Raw genomic sequence first — 21,813 nt, forward strand, 5'->3', positions numbered from 1 at the left:
GGACCCCAGGGAACCATTTCGATCCCGGCAGTTATAGAAACCGCGTCGGATAAGGTCTCGGCTGGGAGAAAGGGACTTCTTGGCATCGCTCCTTGCCACATCGCGTGTAGCATTTCGCGGTTGGAAAATCATCAAGATGTCAAAGCTACTTTCCATGCTCGCCAGGAAAGTATCGTCACTTCAGCGCTGTAGCTTGAAGTGAGTTGGTGCGGTCGAGAAGACTCGAACTTCCACGGGTTGCCCCACAGCGACCTCAACGCTGCGCGTCTACCAATTCCGCCACGACCGCATCGTGGTAGTACCGAACGTGTCCGGCGGCGCAGCATGTAGCAAAAGGATTCTGGGCACACAAGGGCGCAAACGAATATTTTTCCCAACTCAGTGGATAGAGGTCGGAAAGTGCGTGAATGGCGGGGGAAATGGGCAAATCCCAGGCGCCGGAATCAAAAAGCCCGGCACGAGCCGGGCTGAAAAACCTGAATGGAACGAGCGTGTTACGCCCTGTTCCGGAATCAGTTTACGAAATGGCGGCCAATGCCGTCGCGCCAAACAGCGTCGCGCCCACCGATGCGGTGATCAGCGATACGAGCGCAAAAGCAATCAACTCCGTCATGACCTCGGTCCTGGTAGATACACACTTGTACATGAGACGCCCGATACGCCCCGGTTATTCGATGATCCGACTATAATCCGATTGGCTGATTCCAGGCTGAACCGGATGTTCAGAAAGCGTTCACATCGACAGGGTCCACAATAGAAGCAGAATCTTAATATTTTAGCGAAGTCAGAGGGTTAATTCTTAATGACGAAGTCTTAGGGTCGCCTTCTGATCCGCTTTGTCGATCCGATGAGCTCCGGGACTTTCCATGACGCTTTCAATCCCCGCCCTGATCCTCCTGATTGCCAATCTCGGCCTGATCTGGCTGTTGATGGCAGCCCCGATCGGGCTGAGGACGATCCGCATGCGCCGGGTGCTGCATGACCAACCGGATCGCATCTGGGAGGCTGTGCATCCACTGGGTCGCGATGCTCTCTGGTATCCCCAGGTCATATCGAGCGAACCGGGCGCGGCGACGGGCAAGGTGGTGCAGCGCTTCGCCCATTCGGATCGCCGCGGCAACCCGATCAGCCGCACGCTGGAAGTGGCCGAAGTCAGCGGGCCGTGGAGCCACGCGTATGATGCCCGGGTGGTGGAGGATTCCGCACTCGACGCATCCTTCTGGCGGAACTATACCGAGCGGCGCATGGTCGGCGAGGCTCCTGGCGGCACCGAACTGGTGATCGAGCAGACCGACCGCTATCGCGGTCTTGCCTTCTATGTTTTCCGCTTCTTCGCATTGCGCCGCGAGCTCAATGCGCTAGAGGGCTGGCTCGCGACCGGCAAGGTCGAGCAGACCGGCCTGTTCGAAAATCCTGGCACGCAGATGCTGATGGCTGTGATTTCGACGCTGGTGCTCTGGCCATTCTTCGGCCTGTCGGCGGACGGACTGGTATTCTCGTCGATGCTCACGGGGGTGATCGCGCTCCACGAACTCGGCCACCTCGCGGCCTATCGCGCCTTCGGCCACAAGACTGTGCGGATGATCTTCATTCCGCTGCTCGGCGGGCTTGCGATCGGCAGCCGGCCCTACAATTCCCGCTTCGAAGTCGCCGCCTGCGCGCTGATGGGTGCTGGACTTTCGGCATTCCTGGTGCCGGTGCTGGCGGCGGCACATTCCATGGCACTCGCCCAGTTCGCGCATCAGCCGATCGCCGGCTATATCCTCATTTTCCTGCTTATCCTGTCGGCCTTCAATCTGCTCAACCTGTTGCCGATGTCGCGGTTCGATGGCGGGCAGGTGCTGCGGCAGGTGTTTCCGACCCAGGATGGCCTTCTCGGCGGCACCTTCCTGGTCACGGCGGCGATCCTGTGGGCCGGCTGGCGCATCGGCATCCCCTCGCAGGCCCTGTTCGGCGGTCTGGCGGTGATGGCGCTGCTCAGCCTTTCCAACCGCGCATCGGTGAAGATGCGCGAGGAACTGGATGATATGACGGGCGGCGAGCGGCTGTTCGCGGGCTTCGGCTATTACGCCGCGTTGGCGATCCACGCCTATGGGCTTATCTTCGCCTGCGACCTGCTGTTCCTGCGCTGATCAGGCAAATTCGAGATTGAAATAGCCGGCGACCGGCACGTGGTCGGAGGGCTTTTCCCACGATCGCACATGCTTCTCGATGCCGGTGGACACGAGCTTGTCCGCCGCCTCGGGCGACAGCATCAGGTGATCGATGCGGATGCCGAAATTCTTCTGCCATGCGCCGGCCTGGTAGTCCCAGAACGTATAGGCCGGCGCGTCGTCGGTGGTGGCGCGCACCGCATCGGTGAGGCCGAGATTCTCGATCCGGCGGAAGGCGTTGCGGGTTGTCGGCAGAAACAATGCGTCGGTCTCCCAAACCTTGGGATCCCAGCAGTCGTGCGGTTCGGGAATGACATTGTAGTCGCCGGCGAGAACCAGCGGTTCCTCCAGCGCCAGCCGATCGCGAGCGAAAGCTTCGAGACGCGCCATCCATTTGAGCTTGTAGGGATATTTGACCGGATCGCTCGAGGGGTTGCCGTTCGGCAGATAGATCGTGCAGACCCGGATGACACCCTTTTCCGTCGAGAATACAGCCTCCATGAAGCGTGCGTGCTCATCCAGCTCATCCTCGCCGCCGATATTGGGCAGGCCGCGATTGACCTCATCAGGTTTTTTCTTCGACAGGATCGCGACGCCGTTGAAGCCCTTCTGGCCATGCGTCTCGACATGGTAGCCGGCAGCCTCGACGTCGGCGCGTGGAAACGCCTCGTCCTGGCATTTGATTTCCTGCAGGCAGACGATATCCGGATCGGATTCCTTCAGCCACGCGACGAGATTTTCGATGCGGGCCCTGACCCCGTTGATGTTCCAGGTGACGATCTTCATCGGGGTCGGGTTCCTATTCGAGCAATTCCAAGAAAAGTGTGAAGCGGTTTTCCGTCCGGGATTGCGTAAAGAATGAAGAGCTAAATGGCAAAACTCGTGCCGCAGCCGCAGCTTGCGACGGCATTCGGATTCTTGATCTGAAAAGACTGGCCCATCAGGTTGTCGACAAAGTCGATTTCCGAGCCTTCCATATAGACCAGCGACAAGGAGTCGATCAATACGCGGGCCTTGTCCTTCTCCAGCACGATATCGTCTTCCAGGCCTTCGCCGACAAGGTCGAACTTGTAGGAGAATCCCGAACAGCCGCCGCCTTCCACCGAAACGCGCAGCGCGGTTTTCGCAGCGTCCTTCGACAGGATGGTGGCGATTCGCCGTGCCGCGGCGTCGGTAAGCGTGATATTTTCCGTCATATTGTCCTCTCCAGGCGGGTTCAAGGTCCGTCGAGCGGTGGTCTGCGCCGGTTTGGCGTGCGAATCTGATGATCTCACGCTTTCATTGACGCAATCCTATAGGTATGAATGCGCGCGTTTGCCGTCAATGGGTGGGAATATCAAGGATATGACAATCGACAGCCAGGCACTGGGTTTCGGCGTGGGAGAGCGGGCGAATTATGCCGCCGATCCATGGGCGACGCGCGGCCGGCTCTATCTCGAGCCCTCAAGCCCGACGCGCTCCGATTTCCAGCGCGACCGCGACCGCATCGTCCACACGACGGCTTTCCGGCGCCTCAAGCACAAGACGCAGGTCTTCATAGCCGCCGATGGCGATCATTACCGCACGCGCCTCACCCACACCGTCGAGGTCGCCCAGATCGCCCGCGCGCTGGCCCGGGCGCTGAAGCTCGACGAGGACCTCGCCGAGGGGGTGGCGCTGGTCCACGATTTCGGTCACACGCCTTTCGGCCATACCGGCGAGGATGCGCTTCATGCGGTGCTCGAACCCTATGGCGGCTTCGACCATAACGCCCAGTCGCTCCGCATCGTCACCAAGCTCGAACGCCGCTATGCCGAGTTCGACGGCCTGAATCTGACCTGGGAAAGCCTCGAAGGCCTCGTCAAGCACAACGGCCCGCTGCTCGACGCCGAGGGCGAGGGGACGCGCGGCGAGGTTCCCCTGCCGATCCTCGAATATAATGACCGGCACGATCTGGAACTCGCCAGCCATGCGAGCCTGGAGGCGCAGGTCGCGGCGATCGCCGACGACATCGCCTATAACACCCATGATATCGACGACGGCCTGCGCTCGGGCTACCTGACATTCGAAATGCTGGAGGACGTGCCCTTCCTCGCCGGCCTGATGCGCGAAGTCCACGACAAGTATCCGGGATTGGAGACGAGCCGGTTTACCCATGAGATGATGCGGCGGCAGATCACCCGCATGGTCGAGGACGTGATCGGCGTGTCACAGGGGCATCTGAGGGACGTCCGTCCGGAAAGCGCTGCCGAGGTGCGCGCCGCCGGCCTGACATTCGCGCATTTCTCCGATGAGATGGCGGTCACGGATCGGCAGATCAAGCAGTTGCTGTTTACCCGTATCTATCGCAATCCGGATATCATGCGGATACGGGCAGGTGCGGCGCAGATCGTGACGGATCTCTATCAGGCCTTCATGGCCGATCCGCTCGAAATGCGCAGCCACTACTGGTACGATCATATCCAGCGCATGCCGGAAGCGGCCAAGGCACGTCACGTCGGAGACTATATTGCAGGTATGACCGATACGTTCGCCATATCCGCCCACAACCGGCTGTTTGACCAGACTCCTGATTTGCGCTAGGCAGCCGCGAAATCAGTCAGCATTGACGAGAATGGCGCCGGCGCAGTAGCCGGCAAAAGGACTTTGACATGAATTTGTTTGCGGACTTCGAGACCCGGATCAAGGCAATCCTGACCGATAAGGTCATTCCCGAGGACAAGCGCGACGTCGCCGATCTCGGCCGCCTCGTGGTCGAACCGCCGCGCGATGCCTCCCACGGCGATCTCGCAACCAATGCCGCCATGATCCTCTCCAAGGCCATGGGGATGAATCCGCGCGCGCTAGCCGAACAGATCATTCCCCATCTCGAGGCCGACGACGATGTGGAGGCGGTCTCGGTTGCGGGGCCGGGCTTTATCAACATCAAGCTGGCGGGCGCCTATTGGCGGCACCTGCTCGCATCCGTGATCCGCAATGCCGAGGATTTCGGCAAGTCTTCGACAGGTGCTGGACGCCGGGCCAATGTGGAATATGTCTCGGCCAATCCTACCGGCCCGATGCATGTCGGCCATTGCCGGGGCGCCGTGGTCGGCGATGCGCTCGCCAACCTGATGCAGTTCGCGGGCTTCGACGTCACCAAGGAATATTACGTCAACGACGCAGGCTCGCAGATCGACGTTCTCGCGCGCTCGGCATTCCTGCGTTACCGCGAGGCGCTCGGCGAAAAGATCGGCGAGATCCCGGAAGGGCTCTATCCGGGCGACTATCTCGTGCCGGTTGGCGAGGCGCTGAAGGCGGAATTCGGCTCGAAGCTGCGCGGCATGACCGAGGCCGAATGGATGCCCATCATCAAGGATCGCACGATCGACGCGATGATGGCGATGATCCGCGAGGATCTCGCGGCCCTCAACATCCATCACGACGTGTTCTTCTCGGAACGGACGCTGCATGCCGGCAATGGCGGGCCGATTCTGCAGGCGATCAACGACCTGACCTACAAGGGACATGTCTATCGCGGCACGCTGCCGCCGCCCAAGGGGCAGCTTCCCGAGGACTGGGAAGATCGCGAGCAGACGCTGTTCCGTTCCACTGAGGTCGGCGACGATATCGACCGGCCGCTGGTGAAGTCCGACGGCACCTACACCTATTTCGCCGCCGACGTTGCTTACTTCAAGGATAAGTACGATCGGGGCTTCACCGACATGATCTACGTGCTCGGCGCCGATCACGGCGGCTACGTCAAGCGCCTGGAAGCCGTCGCCAAGGCGGTATCCGAGGGCAGGGCGAAGCTGACAGTATTGCTCTGCCAGCTGGTCAAGCTCTACAAGAACGGCGAGCCATTCAAGATGTCCAAGCGGTCGGGCAACTTCGTGACGCTGCGTGACGTGGTCGATGAAGTCGGCTCCGACGCGGTGCGTTTCATGATGATCTACCGGAAGAATTCGGAACCTCTGGATTTCGACTTCGCCAAGGTGACGGATACTTCGAAAGACAATCCGGTCTTCTATGTGCAATACGCACATGCACGCTGCCGGACGGTTTTCAGGCGGGCGCTGGAAGCATTTCCGGACCTCGATCTGAACGATGAAGTACTCGCCGCGAAGGCCCAAGAACTCGTCAATGATCCTACCGAGTTGCAACTTGTCGCAAAACTGGCAGAATTCCCGAGATTGATCGAGTCGGCGGCGGCTTCCATGGAGCCGCACAGGGTCGCGTATTATCTCTACGATCTGGCAAATGCATTGCATTCGCACTATGACAAGGGCAATAAAAACGCCGACTTACGTTTTGTTAAGGATAATGACCGAGAACTGACTATGGCCAGGCTTGGGCTGGTGCGCGCAGTCGCTGCGGTGTTGAAATCCGGTTTGTCAATAACCGGGACCTCTGCTCCGGAAGAAATGCGATAGGCGTCACCTTTTCCCCACAATGCTCTGGTAACTCCGGCCTCCGGGCGTACATTGAGTGGTGGGTAATGGCAGACAATAAGCTGTTGTTAAGGCGGGACACGGGCGAAGACTTCTTGAACGAAGACGATCCGTTGGCGGAACTCGCGCGCATTGTCGGTTTCGATCCTGTGCCTGAAATAAAGCCGCACGCCATAGTACAACGCCGCGAACCCGAGTTCGATCTCGAAGACGAACTGCTCAAGGAATTCGAGCAATACGAAGCACCTGAGCCGGTCGCGGTCCACGCGCCGGTCGAGGAGCCTGTGTTTGCCGCCGCTCCCTCTGCGGAGCCAATGTTCGTGGCGCCACCTGCCGCCGAGCCGGAATTCGAACCGGAACCCGAAGTCGATTACCTGCCGGATGTCGAGGCCGACGTCGTTCCTGATCTCGCTCCCTTTGTGCTGCATGAAGTTGAAAAGCCGACGGAGTTTGCCGTCGATCAGGAGGCTGTGCGCCCGGAATCTCACCCCGTCTTCGATCTGGAAGACGAGATTCTGCGCGAGTTCGCGGCGTTCGATGCGCGCCATGTTTCCACAGCTGAGCCATCGGTCGCACCCGTTACGGCCGAAGTCATCCGCCAGGAACCGTCATTCGAAGAGCCGGCTGTTGTCGAGCTCGAACCTGTAGCGGCCGCAGCCGATCCGTTCCTTCTCTACCAAGTGCCCGAATTGGCGATCGAGCCGTCCCATGACGATCGCGACGTCCAGAACGAGCAGGCATATGCCGCCGCTCCGGAACAGGCTGAAGACTTCGAGGCGCAAAACGCAGTCGAGGGCGAGACACCGGCCGTGTCATATGTTGCGGCACCCGAAGTGGTCGAGCCTGAAGATGAGGCATTTGCGCCTGTTTACGAAGAGCCGGAAGTTCAGGCCGATTTCACTGTCGATGACGCCAGCTACTGGGCGGACGTCGAGCAGGAATCCAGCGCCCGCCATGAAGCCGTGACCGCCGATATCGTGCTCGACAGCGACGACATGAGCGATGCCGCATCCGGCCAGCATTTCTCTGATACGGAATTCGATGCCGCTCCGGTGCAGCAATCCGCCGAAATCGAAGACATTGCGCCATCGCCTTTCCATGGCGGATATGACGATGACGCGCCGCAGGTCTCTGCCGTGGAGCCGGCCGTCGAGCATTCGGCACCGCCGGTCGCGGACGAGAGCCAAACATACCGTTCCCCGGTCGCCTCGCAATCCATGGGACACGATTACGGCCTCGATGCCCTGCTGGCCGAGGTGGAGAGATATCCGGTCGGTGACACCACTGGTCGCTGGGGCGTCCAGGCGAAGGCCGCAACGCCCGATGACCTGATCCAGCCGCCGGTCTCCGATGTTGAAAATGTCCTCGATGGACTTTCCTCAGCCGATGAGCCCAAATTCGATGTTGTCGAACAGGCGCCGCTCGCCTATGCGCCGCACCAGGCAGCGCCTGAAGAGACGGCCGCCGAAGAGATTGCCTTCGACGAAAACAGCTTCGAACTCGATTTCGGTGATATCGAACTCGACCTTGCGGAACTGCATGACGATGTGACGGCGAGCCCCGAAGCGCTTTCCGAGGTCGCCGATGCCGACGTCGATGCCCCGGAAATCGCCAGTGCCGATATGGGACGCGCGCAGGCTTACGCGATGCGCGTATCCGAACCGGCGCCGCAGGAGGATTATTCCTCGCTTCCGTTCGATCCCTCGCAGATCGTATTGGAAGAGGATGCGGTCGAGGCACTTGCGGAAATGGACGTGCCGGAAATTCCGGTCGTCCATGACGAGGAAAAGCCGGCCCAGCACGCCGAATACGATCTCGATATCGATGCCGACATGGCCAATCTTTTTGGCGCCGCCGCGAGCCAGACGCCGAACCAGCCGGTGCGGCAGGCAAGCCAGGGCGATACACAGTTCGCTTCGGCGCAGGCGCCGGCAGCACAAACGTCAGCGATGGAACTCGACGAGTTCGAGCGCGCCTTGGAGGAAGATTTCCGCCGCTCGTTCACCGAAAACCGCAATGTCGGTACCCCCGACCGCGTCGCACTGACGCCCACCTACCGGCGCCGGACCAAGGCCGTTCGTGGACGCCGGACCTGGGCCTTGCTCGCTGGCTCAGCCATCGCCATCGTATTGTTCGGTGGCGCTGGCGTGTGGGCCTTCATGTCGGGCGAGACCAAGATGCTGACATCGTCCGAGCCGAAAATCATTCTGGCCGACAAAGATCCCGTAAAGGTCGTGCCTGATGATAAGGGCGGCAGGCAGGTGCCGAACCAGAACAAGGCCGTCTATGACCGCGTATCGGGTGAGACGACGGAGGTTGCCAAGCAGGAGAGCCTCCTTTCCTCCACCGAGGAACCGGTCGATGTGGTCCAGCGCACGCTGATGCCCGAAAATCTGCCGATGGACGACGATGCCATGGCGGCTGTGACGGCGACGGACGACACGATCGATCCCAGATTGCTGCCTGAGGAAGAGCGCGAACGGGTTACCACGACGTCACGGGTGACCAGCGGCGTTTCTCCCCGCAAGGTCAAGACCATGGTTGTCAAGTCGGACGGATCGCTGATGGCGCGTGAGGAGACCGCCGAGGATATCCAGCAGCAGGTCACGAACGACGCCGAGCTGATGAAGATCGCCAAGAAGGCCGCACAGGATGCCGCAACGCCGGTCGATACGTCTGGCGATGATATCGCCAAGGCGATCGAGAACGTGCCGGAAAGGCTCGCGCCCGCCGATGAGAACGCAGCAGTTGCCGAGCTACCGGTAAAGGCGGTCGAGACGACCAAGGTCGCACCTGTCCAGGAGGACGTTGCGAAATCCATCACGCCGCCAGTTGTGGCCGAGACCGAAGTCGTGAAGGCTGACACGATCGATCCGGCGAAAGTGGAAAAACAGCCCCTCGCGGACGCGAATTCCGCCGAGGTGCCTGTTGTGGCCGAGGAAAAGCCGGCGGATACGTCTGAAGTCAAGACACCGGTTGAACGCTCGATTCCGGCGACGGACACCCAAACCACCGATGCTAAGCCGGTTGATAGCCAGGCCGCCGACGACAGCGCCGTCACCGCCGCTGCCAATGCCGAAGTCGCAGACGCCCCTGTCCGCAAGGTCAAGACGTCGAAGATCATGCCGGTTCCTGAAGTCCGCCCGGTTGACCAGCCGGTCACCGTCGTGGGTACTGTCACCGACCAGGGCAACGTTCAGGACAAGGCCGCCAAGCAGCAGGAAGTGGCCTCCATCGATCCCGTGGAGAAGCCGGCTGAAACAGCCGCCCTGCCAGCCGGCAGTTATGTGATCCAGATCGCCTCGCTGCCGTCGGAGGCGGATGCGCAGAACTCCTATTCCAAGCTTTCGGCCAAATTCGCCAATGTGATCGGTGGGCGTGGCGTCGATATCAAGCGCGCCGAAATCAAGAACAAGGGCACCTACTACCGCGTCCGTATCCCGGCCGGCAGCAAGCAGGAAGCCCAGCAACTCTGCTCGCAGTACAAGCAGGCCGGCGGAAGCTGCCTCGTTTCCAAATAATACTGCCGTATTTTGAGGATCAGGCGGGCGGAATGCCCGCCTTTTCTGTTGGTAGCGCTTGCTTGTCATCGCCTTTTTCACCCCAGAACCTATGATCGGTCCATGAGCGAATCAAAAGCAGTCATTCTCGGTGTCGGCGGCATCGAACTCACGGCGGACGAAAAAGCCCTTTATCGGGATGTGCAGCCCTGGGGCTTCATCCTGTTCGGCCGCAATATCGGCGAGGCCAACCAGATCAGCGATCTTGTCGCCAGCCTGCGTGATACGGTGCATGGCGGGCGCCACGCCCCTGTCCTGATCGACCAGGAAGGCGGACGCGTCCAGCGCATCCGCGAACCGATCTGCCCGCGCTATCCCTCGGGCGCCGATCTCGGAGCGATCTACAAGGCCGACCGCGAAAAGGGCACCCGTGCCGCCTGGCTGATGTCGCGCCTGCATGCCTTCGATCTGCTTCGGCTCGGCATCGACGTCGATTGCCTGCCGGTGCTCGACGTTCCGGTCGAAGGCGCGAGTGACGTCATCGGCAATCGCGCCTATGGCAAGCAGCCCGCTATCGTCACCGAGATGGGCAGCTCGGCGGCTCAAGGCCTCAAGGCGGGCGGCGTGCTGCCTGTCATGAAGCACATTCCGGGCCACGGGCGCGGCATGGCCGACTCCCATCACAATTTGCCGGTGGTCGACACGGCGCTCGATGAGCTCAAGGCGCATGATTTCGCGCCGTTCGTCGCGCTGAAGGACGAGTTGATGGCGATGAGCGCGCATGTGGTTTACTCGGCGATCGATCCCGAAAATCCGGCGACCACATCGGCCAAGGTGATCGAGGAGATTATCCGCGGCTATATCGGCTTTGACGGCTTGTTGATGTCCGACGATTCCTCGATGAATGCCCTGAAGGGCACCCTAGGCGAACGGGCGCGTGACATCGCCAACAACGGCTGCGATATCGTTCTCCATTGCAACGGCAAGATGGATGAGATGTTGGAAGTGGTCGCTCAGGCAAAGCCGCTCGAAGGTAGATCCCGTGAGCGTGCGTCTCGTGTGTTGGCGGCGTTCGATAAGATCGATGGCGCGGACGAAGCAGCGGTGCGGGCGGAATTCGCCTCGCTGCTGCCGATGGCCTGAAGGAGGAGCGGGTGGCTGAGCAAGGCGCAGGCCCACCGGATGCCACACCGCTCGAAAAGCTCTGGGGCGATCCCGAGCGCGCCACACCTAACAGGGACGAAGCGGCGCTGGTCATCGACGTCGCCGGCTTCGAAGGCCCGCTCGACCTGCTTTTGTATCTCGCTCGCAACCAGAAGGTCGACCTGACCCGCATTTCCGTGCTGGCGCTGGCCGAGCAGTATCTCGAATTCGTCGAGAGCGCCCGTCGTGTCCGGCTCGAATTGGCCGCTGACTACCTCGTGATGGCAGCCTGGCTCGCCTACCTGAAATCACGGCTCCTTATACCGCAGCCCGCCAAGGATGACGGCCCCTCGGGCGAGGAACTGGCCGCGACCCTGGCATTTCGGCTGAGGCGGCTTGAGGCAATACGCGAGGCCGCTGGCCGGCTGGTGAACCGCGACCGGCTGGGCCGCGATTTCTTCGCGCGCGGCGCGCCGGAGATCATCGCCGAGGAAAACAACTCGGAATATGCTGCCAATCTCTACGATCTGCTGTCGGCCTATGCGGCGCTCCGGCAACGCAATGCGGTGACCAACGTCACCATCGCCCGCAGGCGCGTCTGGTCGCTCGCGGAGGCGCGCCTGATGCTGGCGCGGCTGGTAGGGGAGCTCAAAGAGTGGACCGCGCTCGATCGCTTCCTGCTACGCTATCTCGCCGATCCCGAGGAGCGTGCGACTGTGGTCGCCAGCTCGTTTGCCGCAACGCTGGAACTTGTCAGGGAAGGGCGCATCGAGGTCCGGCAGGATGGCGCATTCGGCGCGATCTACATGCGCACCGGCGCCAAGCCGTTGACCGATGCCGATATCCTCGCCATGGAGTCCGGCCATGACTGAGCCGGATCCGGATAACGACAACCATGCCGGGCCAGCACTTGCTGAACTTCTGGCAAGCGATGCGGCGCGTACCGTCGAGGCCCTGATCTTCGCCTCCGCGGGGCCGGTCTCGACCAACTATCTCACTGAGCGGCTGCCGCAGGGCAGCGATATCGACGCCATTCTCAGGGCACTGCGCACGCTCTATGCCGCCCGTGGCGTCAATCTCGTATCGATCGATGGTCACTGGGCGTTTCGGACCGCCACCGACCTGTCCTTCGCGCTGAGGCGTGACGAGCATGAGGTCAAGAAGCTGTCGCGCGCGGCCCTCGAAGTGCTGGCGATCATCGCTTATCACCAGCCGGTGACCCGTGCCGAGATCGAGGACATCCGCGGTGTCCAGACCTCCAAGGGCACGCTCGACGTGCTGCTCGAAGCCGGCTGGGTCAAGTTCCGTGGCCGCCGTCGCACGCCGGGGCGGCCGGTGACATTCGGCACGACGCGCGACTTCCTGGATCATTTCGGCCTGGAGGAAATCCGCGACCTGCCCGGCGTCGACGAACTCAAGGCGGCCGGCATGTTGTCGGGCCGCATTCCCGCCAATCTCTCGATGCCGGTTCCCAGGGATGAGGAGTTCGATGCCGACGAGGATCCGATCACCCAACTCGATCTCGAGGAACTCGGTCTATTGACACCGGGCGGTAAAGAAGAGGAATAAACTCGTCTTTGGCGCGTTCTGCCAAAAGACCGAGAAGACATTTTGCCGAAAGACAAGACCATACCAGCACAGAGGGAAAACCGGACAACAGCGGGTGTGACATTCGCCGCGCGGCTCACATTCGAGAATATCGTCCATCGCTATCACGGCAAGGATACGATCTCCGATCTGTCGCTGACAGCAGAGCCGGGCGAGGTCCTGTGTCTGCTCGGCCCCTCCGGTTCAGGCAAGACCACGCTTCTCAGAATTGCCGCAGGCATCGAGGCGCAGGCTTCCGGCCGGGTACTGCTCAACAATCAGGTTATTGCCGGCCCCGAGATGTTCCTGCCGCCCGAGAAGCGCGGTATCGGCCTGATGTTCCAGGATTTCGCGCTTTTCCCGCATATGTCGATCCTCGACAATGTCTGTTTCGGTCTGACGGCGATGCGCAAGGACGAGGCGCGGGCGGAGGCGCTGCACGCGCTCGGGCGTGTGGGCCTCACGCATTACGCCGATAAATACCCGCATGTCCTGTCCGGCGGCGAGCAGCAGCGTGTTGCTCTGGCGCGCGCACTGGCGCCACGTCCCGCCGTCCTGCTGATGGACGAACCGTTTTCCGGGCTCGACTCCCGGCTCAAGGATTCCATCCGTGCCGATACGCTCGCCATCCTGCGTGAGGCACGGGCGACGGCGATTGTCGTCACCCATGATGCGGAAGAGGCGATGCGCATGGCCGACCGTATCGCGCTGATCCAGCACGGACGGCTGGTTCAGGTGGGCACGTCGGACGACCTTTACCGCCGGCCTGCGAATATTTTCGTCGCATCGTTCTTCTCCGAGGTGAATTCTTTTGAAGCCGTGGTTCGCAATGGCCGGGCGGAAACACCCCTCGGCACTTTCGCCGCCGGTGCCATTGGCGAGGGCAGGGCCGTCGATGTCGCCATCCGCCTACAGGGGATCAGGCTGGAGACCGAAGGCGGCGCAGTGCCTGCACGGGTCGTTTCCAGGCGGTTCCTGGGTGTCGTCGATCACTTCACGCTCGCAGTCCAGGGATGCGACGAGCCGGTGCGGGCGCGCATACGCGCCGATATAATTCCGCAGGGATTGCGCGACGTGACCCTGTCGGTTAACGAACGTGACACTTTGGTGTTTGAAAAAGCCGCAATAAGCGACTAGATCAGGTCAAACACCTCTTACTGGGAGTAGAGCATATGGGTTCTTTTAGCGTATGGCATTGGCTTATCGTTCTGGCGGTCGTGCTGATCTTCTTTGGTCGTGGCAAGATTCCGGAACTGATGGGCGACGTTGCCAAGGGCATCAAGAACTTCAAGAAAGGCATGGCGGAAGAAGAAAACGCTCCCGTTGACGCCTCGAAGTCCGTTGATCACAAAGCCGACGAAGTAAAGTAACCGTTATTGAGACCGGGCGGGCCTGGAGTCCGTCCGCTGTTTCCGGGAAGTTCGATATGCTGGAAGTCGGCTGGAGCGAGATTCTTGTCATCGCGCTCATTCTGATCATTGTCGTCGGTCCGAAGGACCTGCCGGGAATGCTGCGCAATTTCGGCAAGATGGCGACGCGTGTTCGCTCGATGGCCAATGATTTCAAGGGTCAGTTCGACCAGGCCATGCGCGAGGCCGAACTCGAGGATGTCACCAAGGGCATCAACGAGGTCCGCAAGCTCAACCCCAGCAATTCCTTGCGCGACGCGATCAACCCGCTCCGCCAGCTTGGCGAGGGCATCAAGTCCGATTTGCAGAAGGCCAGCGACTTCACGCCCAAGGCATCGGCCGACACCGGCACCAAAGTCGGAGAACTGACTTCGGACCCGGTTATCAATCCCGAGCCTGTCATGAGCCCGATACCGCCCGCTGCCGCCATGCCTGTGATCAGCGGGGCGACATCGGAGGCCAAGCCCAAGAAGAGCCGCAAGAAGCCCGATGCCACGTTGCAGACGAAAGCCGATGCGCTCGCATCGGAGCCCGTGGCCCTCGAACCCGCGCCAGTGGTGAAGAAAGCCCCGGCGCGCAAGAAGGCCGAGCCCGCAAAGGTGGAAGCCGATCCTTTCCCGCCGCCCGCCAGGAAGACGGTGGGGCGCAAGCCGGTAGAAAAGCACACTGAACATAATGTCCACGTCGTGTCGTCTGACGCGGCGGCTGCGCCGGTCAAGAAGCCCGCGCCAAGAAAAAAGGCCGCGAAAGCGGGTGATGCATGACCGAGATCGAAGATAAGCCGCAGCCGCTCATCGAGCATCTCATCGAGCTTCGCCGTCGCCTGATCTGGGCGGTCGTGGCCTTCTTCGCGGCATTTCTCGTCTGCTTCTTCTTCGCGCAGCCGCTGTTCAACATGCTGGTCGTTCCCTACCGGACGGCCGTCATCTGGGCAGGTCTCGACGTCAAGAACGCCGAGCTGATCTACACCGCGCCGCAGGAATTCTTCTTCACCCAAATCAAGGTCGCCATGTTCGGCGCCATGGTCATCGCCTTCCCCGTTATCGCGACCCAGATTTACAAGTTCGTCGCGCCCGGCCTCTACAAGAACGAGCGCGCCGCGTTTCTGCCTTTTCTGGTGGCGTCGCCGCTGCTGTTCCTGCTTGGCGCGGCGCTGGTCTATTTCTTCTTCACGCCGATGGTGATGTGGTTCTTCCTGAACATGCAGCAATTGCCTGAGGAAGGTCAGGTCTCGATCCAGCTTCTGCCGAAGGTGTCGGAATATCTCAGCCTGATCATGACGTTGATCCTGTCCTTCGGCCTGGTGTTCCAGTTGCCTGTCGTCACGTCGCTGCTCGTGCGGGCGCAGCTTCTGCGGTCGACGACGCTGGCGGAGAAGCGAAAATATGCCTGGGTCATCGCGTTCATCGTCGCAGCCGTGCTGACGCCGCCGGATCCGATCTCGCAGATCGGTCTCGCGATTCCGACCATCATGCTCTACGAGGTGGCCATCATCGCTGCACGCATGATCGAAAAGACCCGATCTCAAACCAAGGCCGAAGAAGAAGCCGCCTCGACCTGAGGCGGCGCAAACGCCCGTATTCTTTCCCTTGTAATTCTTGGTTCTTCGCGCCAAAACCCATGTCGAAAAGGGAATCGTCAGGGTTTCCGCGCCCTACCATCACAATGGTGTCTCCATGCTTGATATCAAATGGATTCGTGACAATCCGGCCGCCCTCGATGCGGCGCTCGCCCGCCGTGGCGCCGAGCCGCTTGCCGGCACGCTCATCTCGCTCGACGAGCGCCGTCGCGCCATCGTCCAGAAGGCGCAGGAAATGCAATCGCGCCGCAATGCCGCCTCCAAGGAGATCGGCATTGCAATGGGCCAGAAGAATTCCGAACTCGCCGAAAGGCTGAAGGCCGAGGTTGCCGAGATCAAGACCTCGCTGCCGGCTGCCGAGGACGAGGAGCGCAAGCTCTCGGCCGAGCTCACCGACACCCTGTCGCGCATCCCCAACATTCCGGCCGCCGACGTGCCCGATGGCAAGGATGAGCACGGCAATGTCGAGACGCGCCGCTCGGGCGAAAAACCGATGTGGAACCACAAGCCGCTTGAACATTACGAGATCGGCGAGGCGCTCGGCTGGATGGACTTCGAGGGTGCGGCCAGGATCGCCGGTTCGCGCTTCACGATCCTCAAGGGCCAATTGGCACGCCTCGAGCGCGCGCTCGGCCAGTTCATGCTGGATACGCATACCCAGGAGCATGGTTATCTCGAAGTCCAGCCGCCGCTGCTGGTCAAGGACGATGCCGTATTCGGGACGGCCCAACTGCCGAAATTCGCCGAGGACCTGTTCAGGACCACCGATGGCCGCTGGATGATCCCGACCGCCGAAGTGCCGCTGACCAACCTCGTGCGCGAGGAAATCCTCGAACACGATGTGCTGCCGCTGAGGTTCACGGCCCTGACGCCCTGCTTCCGCTCGGAAGCGGGTTCTGCCGGCCGTGACACGCGCGGCATGCTGCGGCAGCATCAGTTCAACAAGGTCGAACTCGTCTCGATCACCGATGCCGAGAGCTCGAAGGCCGAGCACGAGCGGATGACCGAATGCGCCGAGAACGTGCTCAAGAAGCTCGGCCTGCATTTCCGCACCATGACGCTCTGCACCGGCGACATGGGCTTCGGCTCGCAGAAGACCTATGACATAGAGGTCTGGCTGCCGGGGCAGGACACCTACCGCGAAATCTCGTCATGCTCGGTCTGCGGCGACTTCCAGGGCCGCCGCATGAATGCGCGCTATCGTGATCCGGGCGACCGATCGATCAAGTTTGTCCATACCCTCAACGGTTCCGGCGTCGCTGTCGGCCGCGCGCTGATCGCCGTTGTGGAAAACTATCTCAACGAGGACGGCTCGGTCACAATTCCGGATGTGCTTCTGCCATATATGGGTGGCCTGAAGAAAATCGAGAAGGCGAACTGACCTTTGCGCATCCTGCTGACCAATGACGATGGCATCCACGCCGAGGGGCTCGCGGTCCTCGAACGGATCGCGCGCACGCTTTCCGACGATGTCTGGATCGTGGCGCCGGAGACCGACCAGAGCGGGCTTGCCCACTCGCTGACGCTTTCCGAGCCGCTCAGGCTGCGGCAGGTCTCCGAGAAACATTTCGCGCTGCGCGGCACGCCGACCGATTGCGTCATCATGGGCGTCAGGGAAGTTCTGGGCGGCAAGAAGCCCGATCTCGTGCTCTCCGGCGTCAACAACGGCGCCAACATGGCCGACGACGTCACCTATTCCGGCACGATCGCCGGTGCGATCGAAGGCACGCTGCAGGGCATCAAGTCCTTCGCGATCTCGCAGGCCGCGAACTATGTCGATGGCGAGAGGCTGATCCCTTGGGAGATTGTCGAGACTTTCGCGCCCGCTCTGCTCAAGAAGCTGATCAACGTCGAGATGCCCGACTGGAGCTTCATGAATCTCAACTTCCCGAACTGCAAGCCCGAGGACATCAAGGGCATAGCCGTGACCGCACAGGGCAAGCTTGATTTCGGCATCAATGTCGAAAAACGCTCGGATGGTCGCGGTCTGCCCTATTATTGGCTCAAGTTCGATTCGCGTAAGGGCGATTTCCGCGATGGAACCGACATCCATGCGCTGAAGGAGAACAAGATTTCCGTCACGCCGTTGAAGCTCGATCTGACGGACTATGATTTGCTCGACCGGATCCAGAAGGCGGTCGTCGCGTAGCAGGAAGGCTCGGCATGTCTCAGGCAAGTGGCAAGGAAGGTTTCGCGGCGCTCTGCCTGCGCCTGCGTGCCAAGGGGATTACCGCAACCGATCTGCTCAATGCCATCGAGCAGACGCCGCGTCACCTGTTCACGCCACCCGAGCACGCCGCCTTCGCCTGGTCGTCGCGGACGATCCCGATCGAATGCGGCTCCTTCATGGAAGGAGTCGATCTCGCCGCCCAACTTATCGACTCCCTCAAGCTCAAGCCGAGCCACCGCGTGCTCGAAATCGGCACCGGCAGCGGCTTTACCGCAGCGGTGATGGGCCGAATGTCCGAACGCGTGCTGACCATCGATCGTTACCGCACGTTGGTCACGTCGGCGCAGGAGCGCATGGACAAGCTCGCGCTGAGGAACATCATCGTCCGCCAGGCCGATGGCGCGTCGGGCCTGCAGGGCGAGGGGACCTTCGACCGGATCGTCGTCACCGCCGCCTTTTCGACCCTGCCGCGCATCTATGCCGAGCAACTGGTATCGGGCGGCATGATGGTCGCACCTGTCCTGCAGGAGAACGGCAGTTGCCGCATGATCGCGCTGACCAAGACCGGCAGCCGCTTCGAGCGGGTGGAGCTTTTTGAGGCACCGTACCAGCCCATCGTCCATCAGATGGCTCTGGCGCTTTGACGCCCGGCCAAAGGTAAATTCCCGTTAAGGTTATCATTTTTCAGATTTTTTTTGAGTGCGCCCCCGCCTGTTAACCCGCCAGTAAGACTAACGCGCTTTAATCATTACAAGTAAATGCGTAGCGTGGGTTCAAGTCATGCGTGCCTTAAAAATGATGAATGCAAATGCCTCTCCTCTTCGCCTGACGGCGGCCCTGCTTCTCGCGGGCATAGCGTCGGGTTGTTCTTCGGATGTGACCCGCTTCGACGGGCTCTTCTCATCCAAGACCGACAACCTCACGACCAACTCGGTGCCGCACAAGGTCAATGCCGTCAATGGCAAGCTGCCGACGCCGGGCCAGGATGTGGCCTCCGTCAACGCGACGGATGCCGATGTGACGGGCGACCAAGCGCTGAACCAGCCATATCCCAATCAGGACGTCTCCTACGATCCGATCAGCACATCGACGATCGAAACGAGGACCACCGTCCAGCGCACCGAACTCAAGACGCCCGGCGTCAAGGTTCAACAGAACGTAGCGATCAACCAGCCGTTCCCGGCCAAGGTGAAGGTCGATGCAGATCCGATCAAGACCGGCACGGTCAAGTCGGTCTGGAAGATCGCCGACTCCTCGCCGCGCATCCTGATCAAGAGCGGCGACACGCTTTCGGGCATCTCGGCGCGCTACAAGGTCCCGCAGTCCGAGATCCTCAAGGCCAACAAGCTGGCATCCGGCGCCGACCTGAAATACGGCAAGTCGATCATCATCCCCGTCTCGGTGAAATCTTCGAAGAGCGTGCCGGCAGAACTCGCCGTCAACACCAAGAAGATACCGGTTCCCGCCAAGGCGAAGGACCAGGACAAGGCGATCCTGCCGAACACCGCCTCGCGCGACAAGCAGACCGGCGACAAACTGGCTGCGAAGAACAGCGAATCTGACGGAACCGGCTATGTCGTGGCCCAGGGCGACTCGCTCAACAAGATCGCCAAACAGCACAAAGTCTCGGTCGACGCGATCAAGGCCGCCAACGGCATGACCACCGCTTCGCTCAGGATCGGCCAGAAGATCGTCATTCCGGTTCCGGGCGCCGATCCGGTGAAGACCGCTTCGATCCCGGCCGGCAGCAAGGTCAAGGAAGTCTCGGACGCCAAGCCGAAGACCTACACGCCTCCGGTCGCTGACAGAAGCGTCGAGGAAGTGCAGAAGACCGCCGACAACGGCGAGGATGCACCCGACGAAACCGGCATCGGCAAGTTCCGCTGGCCGGTCCGCGGCGCGGTCATCGCCGGCTACGGCCAGAATGTCGAAGGCGTCCGCAACCCGGGCATTGACATCTCGGTTCCCGAGGGTACGCCGATCAAGGCAGCCGAGAACGGCGTGGTCATCTATTCCGGCGCTGGTCTCAAGGACCTCGGCAACACGGTCCTGATCCGCCACGACAACGGCACGGTCACTGTCTACGGCAACGCCTCGGCCCTCAAGGTCAAGCGCGGCGACAAGGTCACTCGCGGCGAGGTGATCGCCGATTCAGGGATGACCGGTGGCGCCAAGCGGCCCAAGGTTCACTTCGAGGTTCGCCAGAACGCGGCGGCCGTCAATCCGATGACCTTCCTGCAGTAATTTCTTTCCTTCAGGTGTATTGCGTATGGAAAGACGTGGAAAAGCCCGGGGAAACCCGGGCTTTTCTGCGAATAGTCAGTAGTCAGCAGGAATAGATATTCGCGTCTCAGTTCATTCCAGCACTTGACTGCTCTGTTGCGGGTCGCCGCCGCTACGGACTACTGACTGTCCCAACCTCTTCCCCAGCCGCCCCGCCATATCTTGTATGAACTGCCAGGCGACGCGGCCCGATCGCGAGCCGCGGGTCGTCGCCCATTCCAACGCCGCGTGGTGCATCTCGTCCTTCGCCACGTCGAGGCCGAAATAGTCGGCATAGCCGTCGATCATCGCGAGATAGTCGTCCTGCGAACATTTGTGGAAACCGAGCCACAGGCCGAAACGGTCGGACAGCGACACCTTTTCCTCGACGGCCTCGGATGGATTGATCGCCGTCGATTGCTCGTTCTCGATCATGTTGCGCGGGAGCAGGTGCCGGCGGTTGGAGGTCGCATAGAAGACGACATTCTCCGGCCGGCCCTCGACGCCGCCGTCCAGCGCCGCCTTCAATGACTTGTAGGATGTGTCGTCATTGTCGAAGGACAGGTCGTCGCAGAACAGGATCGCCTGGTGGTCGGCCTTCTTCAAGAGTTCCATGAGGTCGGGGAGGGTGGAGATATCCTCGCGATGGACTTCCACCAGTTTCATCGGCTTTGCGCGACCCTGATTGATGGCAGCGTGGATCGCCTTGACCAGCGAGGATTTCCCCATGCCCCGCGCCCCCCAGAGCAGAACGTTGTTGGCCGGCAGGCCGTTCGCAAAACGGGTCGTGTTTTCGCTGAGGATCTGTTTGACATGATCGACGCCGCGAATGAGCGACAGGTCAACGCGGTTGACCTTGGGAACGGGCACGAGCGCTGTCTGGGCCGGGTTCCAGACGAAACAATCGGCGGCGTCCCACATCGGCGGGCTTGCCACCGGTCCGGCGCTTCGTTCGGCGGCATCGGCCAGCCGTTTCAGTTCGGCAAGAATCGATTTGAGGACATCGTCGTTCATGTCGGGCTCTCCGCATGTATGGTCTCCTCGACGCGCTAACATGGACGCTCTGGCACGGAAAGGCCGGAGCGGTGGCAAATCGAGGGTTTTGCCTGCCAAACTATCAATGCGCTGTTGCATTGGAGGGGCATATTCCTATATTCCCGCCACCAGCCTGCGGCCTGATCCAAGCGCCGCACCTCTTATCATGTCCGGGAGTAAATGATGATCTTCACCGACGCCTTCGCCCAAACGGCCCCCGCAGCCTCGTCGCCGCTCGGAGGAGGTCTCGATATCGTCCTTCTCTTCGTTCCCATGCTCGTGGTGTTTTATTTTCTGATCTTCCGGCCGCAGCGCCAGCAGGTGAAGAAGCGCAATGAAATCCTGAAGAACATCCGTCGCGGCGACCAGATCGTGCTCGGCGGCGGCATTGTCGGCAAGGTGACCAAGGTTATCGACGACAATGAACTCGAGACCGAGATCGCCGACGGCGTCCGTGTCCGTGTCGTGCGCGCCAATATTTCCGAAGTGCGCGTGAAGAGCGAGCCGGTGAAGGAACCGCAGGCCGCCAACAAGCCCTGATAGAGCGACAAGCGGGCGAAAGCCCG

19 protein-coding genes and 1 tRNA gene are annotated in these 21,813 nt (G+C 61.0%); 16 read left to right on the plus strand and 4 right to left on the minus strand.

Features of this window, described 5'->3' with window-relative positions:
- Window positions 1-204: 204 nt before the first annotated feature.
- Window positions 205-289, minus strand: a tRNA-Leu gene (locus IHQ71_RS09815).
- Window positions 290-866: 577 nt separating this feature from the next.
- Here IHQ71_RS09815 and IHQ71_RS09820 point away from each other — a divergent pair.
- Window positions 867-2,132: a hypothetical protein gene (locus tag IHQ71_RS09820; protein ID WP_258161785.1), complete on the plus strand. Its 1,266-nt coding sequence runs from the start codon at window positions 867-869 to the stop codon at window positions 2,130-2,132.
- Here the strand turns inward: IHQ71_RS09820 and xth are convergent, their stop codons facing one another.
- Window positions 2,133-2,939 (minus strand): exodeoxyribonuclease III, encoded by an 807-nt coding sequence (gene xth / locus IHQ71_RS09825; RefSeq protein ID WP_258161786.1) that lies wholly within the window; start codon window positions 2,937-2,939, stop codon window positions 2,133-2,135.
- An 80-nt stretch (window positions 2,940-3,019) separates the two neighbouring features.
- Window positions 3,020-3,349: an iron-sulfur cluster insertion protein ErpA gene (erpA, locus tag IHQ71_RS09830; RefSeq protein WP_258161787.1), complete on the minus strand. Its 330-nt coding sequence runs from the start codon at window positions 3,347-3,349 to the stop codon at window positions 3,020-3,022.
- 148 nt (window positions 3,350-3,497) lie between these two features.
- Between erpA and IHQ71_RS09835 the strand changes: the two genes are divergently transcribed.
- From IHQ71_RS09835 to IHQ71_RS09900, 14 genes are all read left to right on the plus strand, one after another.
- A complete protein-coding gene (locus tag IHQ71_RS09835; protein ID WP_258161788.1) occupies window positions 3,498-4,715 on the plus strand; it encodes a deoxyguanosinetriphosphate triphosphohydrolase in 1,218 nt (405 codons plus the stop codon).
- Window positions 4,716-4,783: 68 nt separating this feature from the next.
- Entirely contained in the window at window positions 4,784-6,544 is a 1,761-nt protein-coding gene (gene argS, locus IHQ71_RS09840) for an arginine--tRNA ligase (RefSeq protein ID WP_258161789.1), read from the plus strand.
- Window positions 6,545-6,657: 113 nt separating this feature from the next.
- Entirely contained in the window at window positions 6,658-10,083 is a 3,426-nt protein-coding gene (locus IHQ71_RS09845) for an SPOR domain-containing protein (RefSeq protein ID WP_258161790.1), read from the plus strand.
- 102 nt (window positions 10,084-10,185) lie between these two features.
- Window positions 10,186-11,205 (plus strand): beta-N-acetylhexosaminidase, encoded by a 1,020-nt coding sequence (gene nagZ / locus IHQ71_RS09850; RefSeq protein ID WP_258161791.1) that lies wholly within the window; start codon window positions 10,186-10,188, stop codon window positions 11,203-11,205.
- An 11-nt stretch (window positions 11,206-11,216) separates the two neighbouring features.
- On the plus strand, window positions 11,217-12,077 hold the full coding sequence (locus IHQ71_RS09855) for a ScpA family protein (protein ID WP_258161792.1): 861 nt from the start codon (window positions 11,217-11,219) through the stop codon (window positions 12,075-12,077).
- Window positions 12,070-12,774: an SMC-Scp complex subunit ScpB gene (gene scpB, locus IHQ71_RS09860; protein ID WP_258161793.1), complete on the plus strand. Its 705-nt coding sequence runs from the start codon at window positions 12,070-12,072 to the stop codon at window positions 12,772-12,774. Before IHQ71_RS09855 ends, scpB begins: the two co-directional genes overlap by 8 nt.
- A 42-nt stretch (window positions 12,775-12,816) precedes the next feature.
- Window positions 12,817-13,929: an ABC transporter ATP-binding protein gene (locus tag IHQ71_RS09865; RefSeq protein ID WP_258161794.1), complete on the plus strand. Its 1,113-nt coding sequence runs from the start codon at window positions 12,817-12,819 to the stop codon at window positions 13,927-13,929.
- A 35-nt stretch (window positions 13,930-13,964) separates the two neighbouring features.
- Window positions 13,965-14,162, plus strand: a complete 198-nt coding sequence (locus tag IHQ71_RS09870; protein ID WP_258161795.1) for a twin-arginine translocase TatA/TatE family subunit — start codon at window positions 13,965-13,967, stop codon at window positions 14,160-14,162.
- 56 nt (window positions 14,163-14,218) lie between these two features.
- Entirely contained in the window at window positions 14,219-14,965 is a 747-nt protein-coding gene (gene tatB, locus IHQ71_RS09875) for a Sec-independent protein translocase protein TatB (protein ID WP_258161796.1), read from the plus strand.
- Window positions 14,962-15,762 (plus strand): twin-arginine translocase subunit TatC, encoded by an 801-nt coding sequence (tatC, locus tag IHQ71_RS09880; protein WP_258161797.1) that lies wholly within the window; start codon window positions 14,962-14,964, stop codon window positions 15,760-15,762. Before tatB ends, tatC begins: the two co-directional genes overlap by 4 nt.
- A 115-nt stretch (window positions 15,763-15,877) precedes the next feature.
- Window positions 15,878-17,161, plus strand: a complete 1,284-nt coding sequence (gene serS, locus IHQ71_RS09885) for a serine--tRNA ligase (RefSeq protein ID WP_258161798.1) — start codon at window positions 15,878-15,880, stop codon at window positions 17,159-17,161.
- A 3-nt stretch (window positions 17,162-17,164) separates the two neighbouring features.
- On the plus strand, window positions 17,165-17,929 hold the full coding sequence (surE, locus tag IHQ71_RS09890; RefSeq protein WP_258161799.1) for a 5'/3'-nucleotidase SurE: 765 nt from the start codon (window positions 17,165-17,167) through the stop codon (window positions 17,927-17,929).
- Between the two features lie 14 nt (window positions 17,930-17,943).
- The gene (locus IHQ71_RS09895; protein WP_258161800.1) at window positions 17,944-18,594 is read left to right on the plus strand and encodes a protein-L-isoaspartate(D-aspartate) O-methyltransferase; all 651 of its coding nucleotides are present in this window, start codon (window positions 17,944-17,946) and stop codon (window positions 18,592-18,594) included.
- A 136-nt stretch (window positions 18,595-18,730) separates the two neighbouring features.
- Window positions 18,731-20,194: a LysM peptidoglycan-binding domain-containing M23 family metallopeptidase gene (locus IHQ71_RS09900; protein WP_258161801.1), complete on the plus strand. Its 1,464-nt coding sequence runs from the start codon at window positions 18,731-18,733 to the stop codon at window positions 20,192-20,194.
- A 111-nt stretch (window positions 20,195-20,305) separates the two neighbouring features.
- Here the strand turns inward: IHQ71_RS09900 and IHQ71_RS09905 are convergent, their stop codons facing one another.
- Complete coding sequence (locus IHQ71_RS09905; protein ID WP_258161802.1) at window positions 20,306-21,226, minus strand: ATP-binding protein; 921 nt, start codon at window positions 21,224-21,226, stop codon at window positions 20,306-20,308.
- A gap of 204 nt (window positions 21,227-21,430) precedes the next feature.
- Between IHQ71_RS09905 and yajC the strand changes: the two genes are divergently transcribed.
- Entirely contained in the window at window positions 21,431-21,787 is a 357-nt protein-coding gene (yajC, locus tag IHQ71_RS09910) for a preprotein translocase subunit YajC (protein ID WP_258161803.1), read from the plus strand.
- Window positions 21,788-21,813: the final 26 nt, after the last annotated feature.

Source organism: Rhizobium sp. TH2 (assembly GCF_024707525.1).
Lineage (GTDB): Bacteria > Pseudomonadota > Alphaproteobacteria > Rhizobiales > Rhizobiaceae > Rhizobium_E.

Bases quoted from the DNA above. Each gene is read 5' to 3' on its own strand.
- tatB (WP_258161796.1), top strand. From the start codon at position 14,219: ATGCTGGAAGTCGGCTGGAGCGAGATTCTTGTCATCGCGCTCATTCTG.
- IHQ71_RS09900 (WP_258161801.1), top strand. From the start codon at position 18,731: ATGCGTGCCTTAAAAATGATGAATGCAAATGCCTCTCCTCTTCGCCTG.
- IHQ71_RS09870 (WP_258161795.1), top strand. From the start codon at position 13,965: ATGGGTTCTTTTAGCGTATGGCATTGGCTTATCGTTCTGGCGGTCGTG.
- xth (WP_258161786.1), bottom strand. From the start codon at position 2,939: ATGAAGATCGTCACCTGGAACATCAACGGGGTCAGGGCCCGCATCGAA.
- erpA (WP_258161787.1), bottom strand. From the start codon at position 3,349: ATGACGGAAAATATCACGCTTACCGACGCCGCGGCACGGCGAATCGCC.
- yajC (WP_258161803.1), top strand. From the start codon at position 21,431: ATGATCTTCACCGACGCCTTCGCCCAAACGGCCCCCGCAGCCTCGTCG.
- argS (WP_258161789.1), top strand. From the start codon at position 4,784: ATGAATTTGTTTGCGGACTTCGAGACCCGGATCAAGGCAATCCTGACC.
- IHQ71_RS09895 (WP_258161800.1), top strand. From the start codon at position 17,944: ATGTCTCAGGCAAGTGGCAAGGAAGGTTTCGCGGCGCTCTGCCTGCGC.
- nagZ (WP_258161791.1), top strand. From the start codon at position 10,186: ATGAGCGAATCAAAAGCAGTCATTCTCGGTGTCGGCGGCATCGAACTC.
- scpB (WP_258161793.1), top strand. From the start codon at position 12,070: ATGACTGAGCCGGATCCGGATAACGACAACCATGCCGGGCCAGCACTT.
- IHQ71_RS09820 (WP_258161785.1), top strand. From the start codon at position 867: ATGACGCTTTCAATCCCCGCCCTGATCCTCCTGATTGCCAATCTCGGC.
- tatC (WP_258161797.1), top strand. From the start codon at position 14,962: ATGACCGAGATCGAAGATAAGCCGCAGCCGCTCATCGAGCATCTCATC.
- IHQ71_RS09835 (WP_258161788.1), top strand. From the start codon at position 3,498: ATGACAATCGACAGCCAGGCACTGGGTTTCGGCGTGGGAGAGCGGGCG.
- serS (WP_258161798.1), top strand. From the start codon at position 15,878: ATGCTTGATATCAAATGGATTCGTGACAATCCGGCCGCCCTCGATGCG.
- IHQ71_RS09905 (WP_258161802.1), bottom strand. From the start codon at position 21,226: ATGAACGACGATGTCCTCAAATCGATTCTTGCCGAACTGAAACGGCTG.